Source organism: Pseudoalteromonas sp. S3431 (assembly GCF_000690035.1).
Classification (GTDB): domain Bacteria; phylum Pseudomonadota; class Gammaproteobacteria; order Enterobacterales; family Alteromonadaceae; genus Pseudoalteromonas; species Pseudoalteromonas fuliginea.
In genome coordinates, this window is the sequence record NZ_JJNY01000030.1 from 48,856 (window position 1) to 61,806 (window position 12,951).

Here is a 12,951-nt window from a genome sequence, read left to right on the forward strand (position 1 = left end):
GCTTGAATATAAGAGTAATTATTGCTTTGAGTATGATGTCATTATTTATGGTTTTTTTTCCAGCAATAGAGTTGTTGTTTTTAAATGACTTAGTTGAAAATAAAGTGGACTTAGCACTATTTATCTTCTCACAATGTACCGCTTTAATTGTTGCTCTATTTTTTGCTAGGCAACTGGGGTTACTAACTTACGACAATGAACATATTGAAGCTGTAAAAAATAGTACTGATTCAATAAACGATATCGCTTTTTTAATTCTTAGTTTATTCTTTTTTTGTGTATTTATTGTATTTGTTTTAAAGCATATTCCAAGCCTTGCCTATGTTGTTTTTTTTGCAGAAGAGTATCGTAATGGCTATTACAGTGGGAGTGGCTTATATACGGCGGGCATGACGCAAGTAGTTCCATTCATGCTCGCAGTGATGCTAATTAAAAATAATAAGCTTGGTCTAAGTTTTTACGTAATTTTAGGACTAGCATTCATCACAAGTTATATACTGGGCTTAAGAATATATTTACTATCAATTTGCTTTTTTCTTATCATCAGAATATTTATGTCAAATGGTCTCAAATTTAGATCGATTTTTGTCTTAGTTCTGCTCTGTTTGTTTTTAATATCCTTCAAACTTTTTTTAAATGAGGATGTAAGAGAGTCATCAGTTTTTGAGGTTTTATTGCATGCAGCAGGCAGGGTTGCACACAGGTTTTTAGTTTACGACTCTGGCTATAGTTTAGATATTAGTAAAGTAGGTGCTGTAATTCCAATCTTAAATGAATTCACAGCATGTTCCATGGAATGCTTCAAAGAAAGTTTAGTAACCCAAATACCGAACATATCAACGAATATGCCTTTTATACATAATTATACGGGTGTCGCTGTTCCTGCGCCATTGCTATTATTTAACATATTTGGCTATTTAGGGTGGGTTTTTACGGTTTTATTTATAACTTTATTTTTGTTCTTTCTAAAAAGAGCATATTGCTCATCAAATTTATTCATTAATTTTTTAAGTATCATTCTGTCTTTTTATATGTTCGCTATGATGATTGAAGACATTACATATTTTTTGAAAATTAATTATGCAATTATAATTGCTTTTCTTATCTATTCATTAGTTAGTTTATTGAGATTAAGGGTTAAATAAAATGTTTATACTTTTGTGCTTTATGGTTTTTTTGTTATTGTGGTGTTATTTTTTATACCCAGTATACCTAGTTGTTTTGAGCAAGTTTAAGGTAAATAGAAAGGAACCCATAGATGATAATTACGCCCCATCAGTATCTATTGTAATTGTGGCTCATAATGAAGAAAAAGTAATAGAAAAAACAATAATATCATGCTTAAAACAGAATTATTCTAGAGCTAACTTTGAGATAGTAGTTGCCTCTGATCACTCTACAGATACTACTATTGAAATTGCTGAGAAGTATAAAGAATCAGGTGTACGAATTGTACAGACTAAAGATAGAAAAGGTCGCGCTAATGCTCATAACGAAGCCTGTGAGACTATTACCTCTGACGTTATTGCATTTTGTGATGCCAATACTATTTGGGAAGAAGATACAGTTGAAAATTTAGTTAAAAGTTTAGCTTTTACTGATGTAGGACATGTTTCTGGCAAACTATGCTACATAAATACTGATGATAATCATGTTAGTCATTCTGAGGGCCTATATTGGAAATACGAGCTAATGCTCAGAAAACTAGAAAGCTCTTTGTCTAGCATTACGGCAGGGAATGGTGCTGTTTACGCAATAAAAAGAAGTTGTTACGAAGCTATTGATCCGTTGTATAGTCACGATATTGTGTTCCCATCCATGGTTGTTAAGAAAGGGTTGCGTTCTGTCTACAATCCTGAAGCTTTAGCTTATGAGAAAGCTGGAGAAACAACCAGTGACGAGTATTCACGTAAAGTGAGAATGTTTGGCAGAGCATGGCACTTTATGTACAAAAATCCAGATGTTTTTAACCCTTTTAAGGTTGGCCTTTCTTACTCTATTTTCATGATCTCACATAGATTTCTAAGATATTCAGCAGGCTTAATTCAGGCTATTATTTTGTTCATATCTATTTTAATTTTATTACGAGGTTACGATGGTAGTTCGGTAGTCTTTAATATATTTATTGTTACTCAATTGCTTTTTTATGTAGCGGTAATTTTAGGGAAAAAAATGATTTTAGGCTCTAAAGGCTATCAACTTTACTATTTCAACTTATTCCATTTAGCTACCTTGGTCGGGCTCTATAATGCAGTAACAAATAAAATAAAGCCTTTTTGGTTAAGTCCTCAATCGACCAGGAAATAAGATGGTTAATAAAATACTCACAGCTGTGAGGAGCTTATATTATTCGCTTATATTTAAAATTCCTTTGTCTTACTTAAGGGTGTATGGAGATTTTACAATTGTTTCGCCGCAAAATTTTTCAGCATTATCTGGTTTACGTATTAATCACTATTGTTATATTAATGCAAGAGGAGGGGTGAAATTAGGAAGGAATGTTACCTTATCTGCTGGAGCTATGATTTTGTCTAGTGAAATAGCTATTGACGAGTTTTTAAAAGAAAACAGGACAAAAGATTATCATAAAGATTCAAATGTAATCATTAATGATAACGTCTGGGTTGGCGCTGGGGCTAAAATTATGCCAGGTGTTCATTTATCTGGTTCCAATATTATTGTGGCCGCAGGTGCAGTAGTTACAAAATCATTTGATGATTCTGACGTTATCTTGGCGGGAATTCCGGCCGTAGTAATTAAACAAATTAAAAGTTCGAGTACATAGTATGATAAAACGTTGTTTTGATATAGTTGCTTCCTTTTTTGCTTTGCTTTTATTATCACCAGTTATGTTTTTTGTCAGTCGAAAAGTGGCTACAAACCTCGGGACACCAATATTGTTTAAACAACAAAGGCCTGGCTTGAAAGGTAAAACGTTTAAAATGCTCAAATTTCGTTCAATGCGCGATGCTATTGATGCTGATAATGTTCATTTAACTGACAGTGAAAGATTAACTCCTTTTGGACGCAAATTAAGAAGCTCGAGCCTTGATGAATTACCTGGCTTATGGAATGTTCTCAAGGGTGATATGAGTTTGGTAGGACCAAGACCACTGTTGGTAGATTATTTACCGCTGTATAGCCCAGAACAAGCTAGGCGCCATAATGTTAAACCAGGACTTACCGGTTGGGCGCAAGTGAATGGCCGCAATGCTATAAGCTGGGAAGATAAGTTTATGTATGATGTTTGGTATGTTGACAACCAAAGCTTTTGGCTTGATTTGAAAATACTCTTGTTGACAGTAAAAAAAGTATTTATTAAAGAAGGTATTACAGCAGATGATCATGTAACCATGCCTTTTTTTACTGGCAGTGATAATAATACAGGAAAAAAAGATGAAAAATAATGTACTTGTACTTTCAGCTGGAAGGAGAGTGTCACTAGTGCGAGCATTTGATAAGGCTATTGAAGACCTAGGTGTTGATGGTGAAGTTTTTGGTGCTGATATGAATCCGAATATGTCAGCAGCTTGTAATGTTTTGTGTAAAAGCTTTGTATTGCCACACGTACTTAACGATGAGTACATTGGTGAATTAAAAAGCCTTTGCTTTAAAGAATCAATAAAATTGGTTGTACCAACAATTGATACTGAACTATTAAAACTTGCTAGACATAAGCAAGAGTTTAAAGACCTAGGGATCACAATCGTTGTATCTGATAGTGAGCTAGTTGTCCCTTGTAGGGATAAAAGACTAACCCATGATTTATTTAATGAAATTGGCTTTCCTGTTCCTGTTACCTATTCACTAAACAACATAGCATTTCCATGCTTTTCAAAGCCAATATCGGGAAGTTTAAGTCAAAATATTCGTATTTTACAATCACAAGATGAACTTGATGCCTGGGATGTTCCAAAATCAGAAATGATGTACATGGAAATAGTTTCTGATAAAGCTTTTGATGAATATACAGTTGATGTTTATTTTACTCAAAGTAGTGAGCTTATTTGTATGGTACCCAGAGAAAGAGTTGAAGTTAGAGGTGGGGAAATCAGTAAGGGGCGCACTAATAAAGCACTGGTAAATTTACTTAAAGAACCGATGTCGAAACTAAAAACAGCTTTTGGTTGTTTAACCCTACAAGTTTTTAAGTCAAAAACAACAGATCAAATCTATGGTATAGAAATTAACCCTAGGTTTGGTGGTGGGTTTCCTCTTAGTAATGCAGCTGGCGCAAGATACCCTGAGTTTTTATTAAGAGAAGTTTTTTTAAACGAAAAATTAAATTATACAGATGATTGGGAAGACCAGTTGGTGATGCTACGTTATGATGCTGAGGTTTTAGTTTCGAATGGCTGATCTTTCAAATTTTGATGTGGTCGTATTTGACCTAGACGATACTCTTTATTCTGAATTGGATTACGTTTTATCTGGATATCACTTTTTATCAGAGTTAATTGAAAGGTTATATTCAAAAGTTACCTATAAAACATTTATAGAAGCTGTAAAAACGAAAGTTCCAGATGTTTTCTCTTACGTTATTGAAGAGCATAGTTTACCAAAAACACTTAAGGAACATTTAATATTAGCTTATAGGTACCACACCCCTAATATTAAATTACATGAAGGCGTAATCTTTATCCTTGAGCAATTAAGGAGTAAAAATATACCGATGTATTTGATTACCGATGGTAGAGGTATAACTCAACGATTAAAAATATCGTCTTTAGAAATTGAAACTTTCTTTGAATCGATTTATATATCTGAAGAAGTTGGTGTAGGAAAACCTCAGCCAGATTCATTTATTGCCATTCAACGTTTGCATCCTGATAAATCTATAGTATACGTTGCAGATAACCCCACAAAAGATTTTATTGCCCCTAACCAATTAGGATGGGACTCTATAGGTATAATTAATATAAATACACGAGTTCATCCTTTGACTAGCGATTATACTCAAGCAGCTAACATTTGGTTAGATCAATTTAAAGGCTTAACATGTTAAATACCCCATTTTCTCCTTGGCCTTGCTTCACTCAAGAAGAAGCTGATGCTGTTAGTCGTGTAGTTTTGTCAAATAAAGTAAACTATTGGACTGGTTATGAAGGCCGCGAATTTGAAAAAGAATTCTCTACTTGGTCTGAGAGTAAATACGCAATTGCATTGGGTAATGGCACTTTGGCACTTGATCTTGCACTTAAAGCTTTAAATGTAGGCGCTGGCGATGAAGTAATAACTACGCCTCGTACATTTTTAGCGTCTGCCTCAAGTATTGTTACTGCGGGCGCTGCCCCTGTATTTGCTGATGTTGACTTAAATAGCCAATCAATTACGGCAGCGAGTATTAAAGCTGTACTTACACCAAAGACTAAAGCGGTTATTGTTGTGCATTTAGCGGGTATGCCTGCTGAAATGGACTTAATAATGGCATTAAGTAAAGAGCATGGCTTTTATGTAATTGAAGACTGTGCCCAAGCGCATGGTGCTAAATATAAAGGCCGCTCAGTGGGCAGTATTGGCCACGTGGGAGCTTGGAGCTTTTGCCAAGATAAAATTATGACCACGGGTGGAGAAGGCGGCATGGTAACCACTAACTCAAAAGAGTTATGGTCAGCAATGTGGAGCTATAAAGACCACGGTAAAAGCTTTGATGCAATTTATAATCGTGAACATCCACCTGGATTTAGATGGCTACACGAAAGCTTTGGCACTAACTGGCGTATGACCGAAATGCAAGCCGTATTAGGCCGTATACAACTAACGCGTATGAGTGACTGGACTATGACACGTCAATCATATGGTGATGAGCTTAATAAAGCCGCAGGTGAATTTGACTGCATTCGTTTAGTTACAGTGCCAGAGTACAGCGAACATGCTGAATATAAGCATTATATGTTTGTTAAGCCTGAGCAATTAGCCGAAGGTTGGGACCGTGACCGTATAGTTAACGAGATTGTTAAACGCGGCGTACCGTGTTTTCAAGGGAGTTGTTCTGAAGTCTATCTTGAAAAAGCGTTTGACAACACACCATGGCGCCCAAAAAAACGCTTACCAAATGCAGTAGAGCTTGGCGAAACATCACTGATGTTTTTAGTACATCCAACGCTGACTGAAACCGAAATAGCCAAAACAACCCAAGTAATCAAAGAAGTATTTAGTCTCGCAGCAAAATAGGGTTATATAATCACTTAAGTAAAAAATTACAAATAAGTAAAGAGGTCGCTACGCTTTAAAAATGAAAGCTGTATAGAGTTTTAGCGGCCTCTGATTTGCTCTTATTCACTGCTCTTTATATTATATATATTGTTTTGGCTAATCGCTAAAAAGTACTCGTGATAACAATTGTTTGTAGAACTCTAATTATAAAAGGAACTGTCAGTGGATAGTTTTATACACTCTATTTTAAATGCATCACGTGCTAAAAAAAGAATTATTACGCTGTTTATTGATACGTTATTTATTGTGATTGCTTTTTGGCTAGCACTTATTGTTAGGCTCGATAGCTTTGGGCCTCTGCAACGTTTAGATAATTGGCTCCTTTTAGCGCTACTAATACCAGTTAGTTTATATACGTTTATAAGTTTAGGTTTGTACCGAGCTGTGCTTAGGTACATGAACTCTCAAGCCATTTGGGCGATAGTGCTAGGTACGGTAATAACTACGGTTAGCTTGGTGTTAATTGCTTTTTTTATGGGTATAAATATACCACGTACTATGCCCTTTATATTTGCTTGGTTGTGTTTACTAACAGTGGGTGGGGCCCGTGTATTGGTGCGTGCCATTATTGGTAAAATGACCACAAGTAAAAAAGAGTCCATTATTATTTATGGTGCGGGCGCTGCTGGGCGTCAGTTAGCAACTGCTTTAGGTGCTGGGCCTGAGTACTTTGTTAGTGCATTTATTGACGATGATGTAACAAAGCATGGATCAATAATTCAGGGAGTACCTGTTATTGCGTTTAAAGGCATTTATGAGCTAAGCACTAAACGTAAAGTTAGTAAGGTGTTACTAGCATTACCGAGTGCTACCCGTGCCCGCCGAAAAGAAATACTCGCGCAATTAGAGCCATTAACAATTAAAGTACTTTCAATCCCCGGTATGACCGATATAGTTGAAGGTAAGGCTAAACTTGCCGAAATTACAGATGTCGGCGTTGAAGATTTATTAGGCCGAGACCCTGTAGCTCCAAAAATAGATTTAATGACCGACAATATAGCTAAAAAAGTGGTTATGGTAACTGGTGCGGGTGGCTCTATTGGGTCGGAGCTTTGTAGGCAAATAGTTAAGCAAAAACCAACTAAATTAATTTTATTTGAGCAAAGTGAATTTGCCTTATATTCAATTGAAAAAGAGCTCAACGAATACATTTGCAATAATGCCCTAGAACTAGAGCTAATACCTATTATGGGCTCTGTGCAACGAATTAACCGCCTTGAAACGGTAATGAAAGCCTTTGGAGTTCAAACAGTTTACCATGCCGCAGCTTATAAGCATGTGCCTTTAGTTGAGCACAACGTGGTGGAAGGTGTTCGCAATAATGTGTTTGGTACTTATTATTCCGCAAAAGCTGCTGTAAATGCTAAAGTTGAAAATTTTGTACTTATTTCTACCGACAAAGCGGTACGGCCAACTAATGTGATGGGCGCAACTAAGCGTATGGCTGAGTTAGTGCTGCAGGGCTTAGCGCAAGAGCAAGGCGTAAAGCATAAAACACGTTTTTGTATGGTCCGCTTTGGTAATGTACTAGGTTCTAGTGGCTCGGTTGTGCCGCTATTTCGCAGGCAAATAAAAGAGGGCGGCCCAATAACGCTCACACACCCCGATATAACACGCTTTTTTATGACGATTCCTGAGGCTGCCCAATTAGTAATACAAGCTGGCGCAATGGGAAAAGGAGGCGACGTATTTGTACTCGATATGGGCGACTCTGTTAAAATTAAAGACCTTGCTACAAAAATGGTGCGCCTTTCTGGCTTTGAGGTTAAAAGTGACACTAATCCACATGGCGACATTGAAATAAAGTGCACAGGCCTTCGCCCAGGCGAAAAGCTTTATGAAGAACTATTAATTGGCGATAACGTGGGTGAAACAACCCATGAGCGCATAATGACCGCCAATGAAGTCATGCTTCCATTGGCTGAGCTTAATGTATTTATAGAAGCATTAGATATTGCATGCCATAATTTTGATCACGAAACAATTCGGCAATTATTGTTAGATGCGCCAACAGGTTTTAATCCTACTGATGGCATATGCGATTTAGTTTGGAATGCAAAAACTGAAAAATCAATTACAAGTACCAAGTTAGATAATATAGTTAATTTAAAGAGTTAACTGTATACATGCTTAATAAAGCCAATCTACGTACAGGCTAATACTAGCAGGCTTCTATTTTGCATTTTCTAGTTTATAGTTTTTAATTATTCGTATTGGGCTGTGGCTCTGGTAGAATTACTTATTACTTATTAATTATGAATAATCTTAAAGGATTAATATGAAGGTTGCTGTAATAGGTACTGGTTATGTAGGGCTTTCTAACGCTATGCTATTAGCACAGCACAATGAAGTGGTGGCGCTAGATATTGATGAGCAAAAAATAGCACTATTAAATAATAAAAAATCGCCCATTGTTGATACCGAAATTAGTGAGTTTTTAACACGTAGTGACTTAAATTTTACTGCTACTACAGATAAAGTAGAAGCTTATAAAAACGCAGATTTTGTAATTATAGCTACCCCTACCGATTATGACGTTGAAAATAACTATTTTAATACAAGCTCAGTAGAAGCTGTAATTAAAGATGTGATAGCGCATAACCCAAATGCGGTTATGGTGATTAAGTCAACTATTCCAGTTGGTTTTACGCAAAATATTAAAGAGACGTTGGGCATTAGTAATTTAATATTTTCGCCAGAATTTTTACGCGAAGGTAAAGCACTACACGATAACTTATACCCATCGCGTATTGTAGTGGGTGAGCAAAGTGAGCGCGCAAGCGTGTTTGCTAACTTACTTAAGCAAGGCGCTATAAAAAAAGATATTGAAGTATTGTTTACTGACTCTACAGAAGCCGAAGCTATTAAGTTATTCTCAAACACTTACTTAGCAATGCGTGTAGCTTATTTTAATGAGCTAGACAGCTACGCTGAAGCACATGGTTTAAACAGTAAACAAATTATTCAAGGTGTGAGTTTAGACCCACGTATCGGCAACCATTATAATAACCCTTCGTTTGGTTACGGTGGTTACTGCTTACCAAAAGATACTAAGCAACTACGTGCAAACTATGCAAATGTACCAAACAACATTATTGGTGCAATTGTTGATGCAAACACAACACGTAAAGATTTTATTGCCGACTCAATCATTAAGCGCAACCCTAAGGTAGTTGGTGTGTATCGTTTAGTAATGAAAACAGGGTCTGATAATTTTAGAGCTTCAGCTATTCAAGGTATTATGAAGCGCATTAAGGCCAAAGGTATTGAGGTTGTAGTATACGAGCCAGTACTTGAAGAAAATGAGTTTTATCACTCTCGTGTAATACAAGATTTAAATGAGTTTAAACAAATATCTGACGTTGTTGTATCTAACCGTATGGTTGAAGAGCTGAGTGATATTGCAGGCAAAGTTTATACTCGCGACTTGTTTGGTAGTGATTAGTAAACAAATAGGTATATGCTATTAGTAGTGTTTAAGCTTGAGTAGTGTTTTCAGAATGTTTTGTGTTACTGAGTTTTTAGTAACTTATTCACAAAGAGGTTTAGAGGGCGCTGCGCTTTAGAGAAGCCAAAAGTAGGTAATATATTAGTTATAAATATTAAAAGCTGAGCTTTTCGCGTGAGCAAGTTCTACGCCTACCGGTAAAATTTACACCGTGGTTAAATTTACTTGTAGACGCACAGCTTGCTGGCGTGACGAGCAAAGCTCGTCATTTATATGCTTTAAAATGTCTTCTCATTTACTCCTCTTTTGCTTCTCTTTGTGTAATAAGGTTTTTAAGTCATTTATTCACTAAGAGGTTGAGGGGTGCTGCGCTTTAGAGAATTAAAAACAATTATTTGAGAATATTCACTTTGCTCTTTCGTGAAATTTATCTTGTGCAAAAGGATTGAGTAAATTTATTCATAAAATGTTTAGAAAGTACTTTGTCGTACTATGTAAAAGTAGCTATTTAGATATCTACTCATATATCCCCATTTACTTCTGTTTGTGAAATAAATGCGGCTTAAATTTCAGAATTAAGGTGTTTATGAAATATTTAGTAACGGGCGCTGCTGGTTTTATTGGCGCGGCAACATGCCAAAAATTGTTAGCGGCCGGTCATGTAGTAGTCGGTATTGATAACCTTAACGACTATTACGATGTAAATTTAAAGCTAGCTCGATTAGCGCAGTTTGAAAGCAATGAAGCATTTACATTTATTAAGCTTGATATAAGTGAGCGCCCAGCAATGGGCGAATTATTTGAAACGCATCAGTTTGATAAAGTAATTCACTTAGCAGCGCAAGCCGGTGTAAGGTATTCAATAGAGAATCCTGACGCGTACGCTGATTCAAATTTAGTCGGGCATTTAAATGTGCTTGAAGGATGTCGTAATAATAAAGTTAAACACTTAGTTTATGCTTCTTCTAGCTCAGTTTATGGTTTAAACGAAAAAACACCGTTTGAAACAACCGATAGTGTTGATCACCCCGTGTCGTTTTATGCCGCAACTAAAAAAGCGAATGAGCTAATGGCACATAGCTATTCTCATTTATATAGCTTACCTACAACAGGCTTACGCTTTTTTACCGTTTATGGCCCATGGGGTCGCCCAGATATGGCACCGTATATTTTTACTAAAAAAATACTTGCCGGCGACACTATTGATATAAATAACAACGGCGATATGTGGCGTGACTTTACTTACATAGATGACATTGTTGAAGGTGTTGTTCGTGCTGCCGATGTTATCCCTGTCGCAAACCCAGATTGGAGAGTTGAAAGCGGTTCACCAGCTTCTAGCTCTGCTCCTTATGCGGTGTATAACATTGGTCACGGTAGCCCAATAAACCTAATGAAGTTTATTGAAGCTATTGAAGCTGAGTTAGGTATAGAAGCTAAAAAGAACTTCCGCGAAATGCAAGCCGGCGATGTTTATAAAACTTATGCTGATACTACAGACTTATTTAATGCAACAGGCTATAAAGCACAAGTAGGTGTTAAGCAAGGTGTAAGCGAGCTTATTAAGTGGTATAAAGATTTTTATAAATAAAAGTAATTAGCCGCTTACAAAATAAACACTGTTTTAGTTTAAAACGGTGTTTTTTGTTTTTAATAGGATCGTTTTTTACTAACAACAGGTTTTTGATTACTTATTCAGCCCTCATCTACTTTTTACCTGTTAACTTAAAAATAATTAATTTATAAATAAAGGATTACCCATGAAAGCTGTTATTCCTGTTGCCGGCCTTGGCACTCGCATGTTACCAATGACCAAAGCAATTCCTAAAGAAATGCTGCCAATAGTTGATAAACCTCTGATTCAATATATTGTTAGTGAATGTGTAGCCGCAGGTATTAAAGATATAGTGTTAGTTACACACAGCTCAAAAAATGCGATTGAAAACCACTTTGATACAAGCTACGAGCTAGAAGCCACCCTCGAAAAACGTGTTAAACGCGCACTGCTTGACGAAATCCGCTCAATTTGCCCAACAGACGTAACGGTTATGAGTGTACGCCAAGGTGAGGCTAAAGGGCTAGGGCATGCAATTTTATGTGCAAAGCCAATTGTAGGTAATAACGATTTTGTTGTGCTACTCCCTGATGTAATACTCGATGCCTACACGGCTGATCAAAAAACTGAAAACTTAGCCGCGATGATTAAGCGCTTTAACGAAACTCAAGCAAGCCAGATTATGCTAGAACCTGTGGCACAGGAAGATGTAAGTAAGTATGGGATTGCTGATATTAATGGCGTGCAACTTACCCCAGGGATGAGCGCAGCAATTAAAACCATGGTTGAAAAACCGCCGGCAGATATAGCACCTTCAAATCTTGCGGTAGTTGGGCGTTATGTATTAAGTAAAAATATTTGGCCATTACTGGCTAAAACACCTGTAGGCGCAGGCGACGAAATTCAATTAACTGACGCTATTGATGCATTAATGACACAAGAAACGGTTGAAGCATTCCATATGAGCGGGCGCTCACACGATTGTGGCGATAAGTTAGGTTATTTAAAAGCGATTGTTGAGTACGGTATGCGTGACGCAAAGCTAGGAAAAGAGTTTACTCAGCATTTAAATATACTTATGAACGCAAAAAATTAATAATCTAGTTACAAAGCGCGAAGTAAATTCGCACCTACGGTTTGGCGTATGTTTTAGGTGAGGTTTTACACCTCGCTTTTTACTTTATGTAAATACAGTCCCAGTAGGGATACAAAGCAACTTTATCGACGATTTTAGCCCTTAAAGGGTTTGCAATTATATACCTAGCGTTATTAAGTAAATCATCCTCATTTCTAATCATATGGTCGTAGTAGTTACGTTGCCATAGTTTTTGTACTCCTAAACGATCGCGTATAGTTTTGGAGCAGCGGCCTTTAAAAGATTTAATTACATCCGATAGGGATTTTTCATTTCCCAATTGAATTAACCAATGCACATGATTTGGCATAATTACAAACGCTATTGTTTTAGCTGCTTTTTGATCTTCTATATTTTTCATTTCTTTAGTAATTAAACGATTAATATCTAAAGAGATAAACTTATCTTCTCTTTTATGTGCTACCAACGTAATAGAGTAAAATCGATTTATTAACGATACTCTGCCTTTTCTTAATAAATCGGAACGATGCATTTTTATTGATCCTTTTTATTTAAAGGTAGCAGAAATATAGAAATTTTTAAGATGAGTGAGCGCGAAGTAAATTCGCACCTACAGGTTGGTGTATGTTGTAGGTG

12 protein-coding genes are annotated in these 12,951 nt (G+C 36.4%); 11 read left to right on the plus strand and 1 reads right to left on the minus strand.

What is annotated here, in order from left to right; translation table 11 throughout:
* Positions 1 to 2: 2 nt before the first annotated feature.
* The 11 genes from DO88_RS11665 to galU all read left to right on the plus strand — a co-directional run bounded on the left by DO88_RS11665 (position 3) and on the right by galU (position 12,315).
* Positions 3 to 1,145, plus strand: coding sequence for a hypothetical protein (locus DO88_RS11665; RefSeq protein ID WP_033038760.1), 1,143 nt, complete (start codon positions 3 to 5; stop codon positions 1,143 to 1,145).
* Between the two features lies 1 nt (position 1,146).
* Positions 1,147 to 2,307 carry a glycosyltransferase family 2 protein gene (locus DO88_RS0118260; protein WP_050482433.1) on the plus strand — a complete coding sequence of 387 codons (1,161 nt, stop codon included), beginning with the start codon at positions 1,147 to 1,149 and terminating at the stop codon, positions 2,305 to 2,307.
* 1 nt (position 2,308) lies between these two features.
* Positions 2,309 to 2,785, plus strand: a complete 477-nt coding sequence (locus DO88_RS18565) for an acyltransferase (protein ID WP_050482434.1) — start codon at positions 2,309 to 2,311, stop codon at positions 2,783 to 2,785.
* A 1-nt stretch (position 2,786) separates the two neighbouring features.
* Entirely contained in the window at positions 2,787 to 3,407 is a 621-nt protein-coding gene (locus DO88_RS11660) for a sugar transferase (protein ID WP_157600361.1), read from the plus strand.
* Positions 3,397 to 4,359, plus strand: coding sequence for an ATP-grasp domain-containing protein (locus DO88_RS11655; protein ID WP_033038761.1), 963 nt, complete (start codon positions 3,397 to 3,399; stop codon positions 4,357 to 4,359). The genes DO88_RS11660 and DO88_RS11655 overlap by 11 nt, the downstream gene beginning before the upstream one ends.
* The gene (locus DO88_RS11650; protein WP_050482435.1) at positions 4,352 to 5,005 is read left to right on the plus strand and encodes an HAD family hydrolase; all 654 of its coding nucleotides are present in this window, start codon (positions 4,352 to 4,354) and stop codon (positions 5,003 to 5,005) included. Before DO88_RS11655 ends, DO88_RS11650 begins: the two co-directional genes overlap by 8 nt.
* The gene (locus DO88_RS11645) at positions 4,999 to 6,174 is read left to right on the plus strand and encodes a DegT/DnrJ/EryC1/StrS family aminotransferase (protein WP_033038763.1); all 1,176 of its coding nucleotides are present in this window, start codon (positions 4,999 to 5,001) and stop codon (positions 6,172 to 6,174) included. The genes DO88_RS11650 and DO88_RS11645 overlap by 7 nt, the downstream gene beginning before the upstream one ends.
* 204 nt (positions 6,175 to 6,378) lie before the next feature.
* Positions 6,379 to 8,334, plus strand: coding sequence for a polysaccharide biosynthesis protein (locus tag DO88_RS11640; RefSeq protein WP_033038764.1), 1,956 nt, complete (start codon positions 6,379 to 6,381; stop codon positions 8,332 to 8,334).
* Between the two features lie 160 nt (positions 8,335 to 8,494).
* The gene (locus tag DO88_RS11635; RefSeq protein WP_033038767.1) at positions 8,495 to 9,661 is read left to right on the plus strand and encodes a nucleotide sugar dehydrogenase; all 1,167 of its coding nucleotides are present in this window, start codon (positions 8,495 to 8,497) and stop codon (positions 9,659 to 9,661) included.
* Between the two features lie 589 nt (positions 9,662 to 10,250).
* On the plus strand, positions 10,251 to 11,255 hold the full coding sequence (locus DO88_RS11630) for an NAD-dependent epimerase (RefSeq protein ID WP_033038770.1): 1,005 nt from the start codon (positions 10,251 to 10,253) through the stop codon (positions 11,253 to 11,255).
* Between the two features lie 169 nt (positions 11,256 to 11,424).
* Entirely contained in the window at positions 11,425 to 12,315 is an 891-nt protein-coding gene (gene galU, locus DO88_RS11625; RefSeq protein ID WP_033038773.1) for a UTP--glucose-1-phosphate uridylyltransferase GalU, read from the plus strand.
* Between the two features lie 79 nt (positions 12,316 to 12,394).
* Here the strand turns inward: galU and DO88_RS11620 are convergent, their stop codons facing one another.
* Positions 12,395 to 12,847, minus strand: a complete 453-nt coding sequence (locus tag DO88_RS11620; RefSeq protein ID WP_033038775.1) for an REP-associated tyrosine transposase — start codon at positions 12,845 to 12,847, stop codon at positions 12,395 to 12,397.
* Between the last annotated feature and the right edge of the window lie 104 nt (positions 12,848 to 12,951).

Coding starts and splice junctions, on each gene's coding strand:
- DO88_RS11645 (WP_033038763.1), top strand. CDS start 4,999: ATGTTAAATACCCCATTTTCTCCTTGGCCTTGCTTCACTCAAGAAGAA.
- DO88_RS11630 (WP_033038770.1), top strand. CDS start 10,251: ATGAAATATTTAGTAACGGGCGCTGCTGGTTTTATTGGCGCGGCAACA.
- DO88_RS11635 (WP_033038767.1), top strand. CDS start 8,495: ATGAAGGTTGCTGTAATAGGTACTGGTTATGTAGGGCTTTCTAACGCT.
- DO88_RS11655 (WP_033038761.1), top strand. CDS start 3,397: ATGAAAAATAATGTACTTGTACTTTCAGCTGGAAGGAGAGTGTCACTA.
- galU (WP_033038773.1), top strand. CDS start 11,425: ATGAAAGCTGTTATTCCTGTTGCCGGCCTTGGCACTCGCATGTTACCA.
- DO88_RS0118260 (WP_050482433.1), top strand. CDS start 1,147: ATGTTTATACTTTTGTGCTTTATGGTTTTTTTGTTATTGTGGTGTTAT.
- DO88_RS18565 (WP_050482434.1), top strand. CDS start 2,309: ATGGTTAATAAAATACTCACAGCTGTGAGGAGCTTATATTATTCGCTT.
- DO88_RS11650 (WP_050482435.1), top strand. CDS start 4,352: ATGGCTGATCTTTCAAATTTTGATGTGGTCGTATTTGACCTAGACGAT.
- DO88_RS11660 (WP_157600361.1), top strand. CDS start 2,787: ATGATAAAACGTTGTTTTGATATAGTTGCTTCCTTTTTTGCTTTGCTT.
- DO88_RS11620 (WP_033038775.1), bottom strand. CDS start 12,847: ATGCATCGTTCCGATTTATTAAGAAAAGGCAGAGTATCGTTAATAAAT.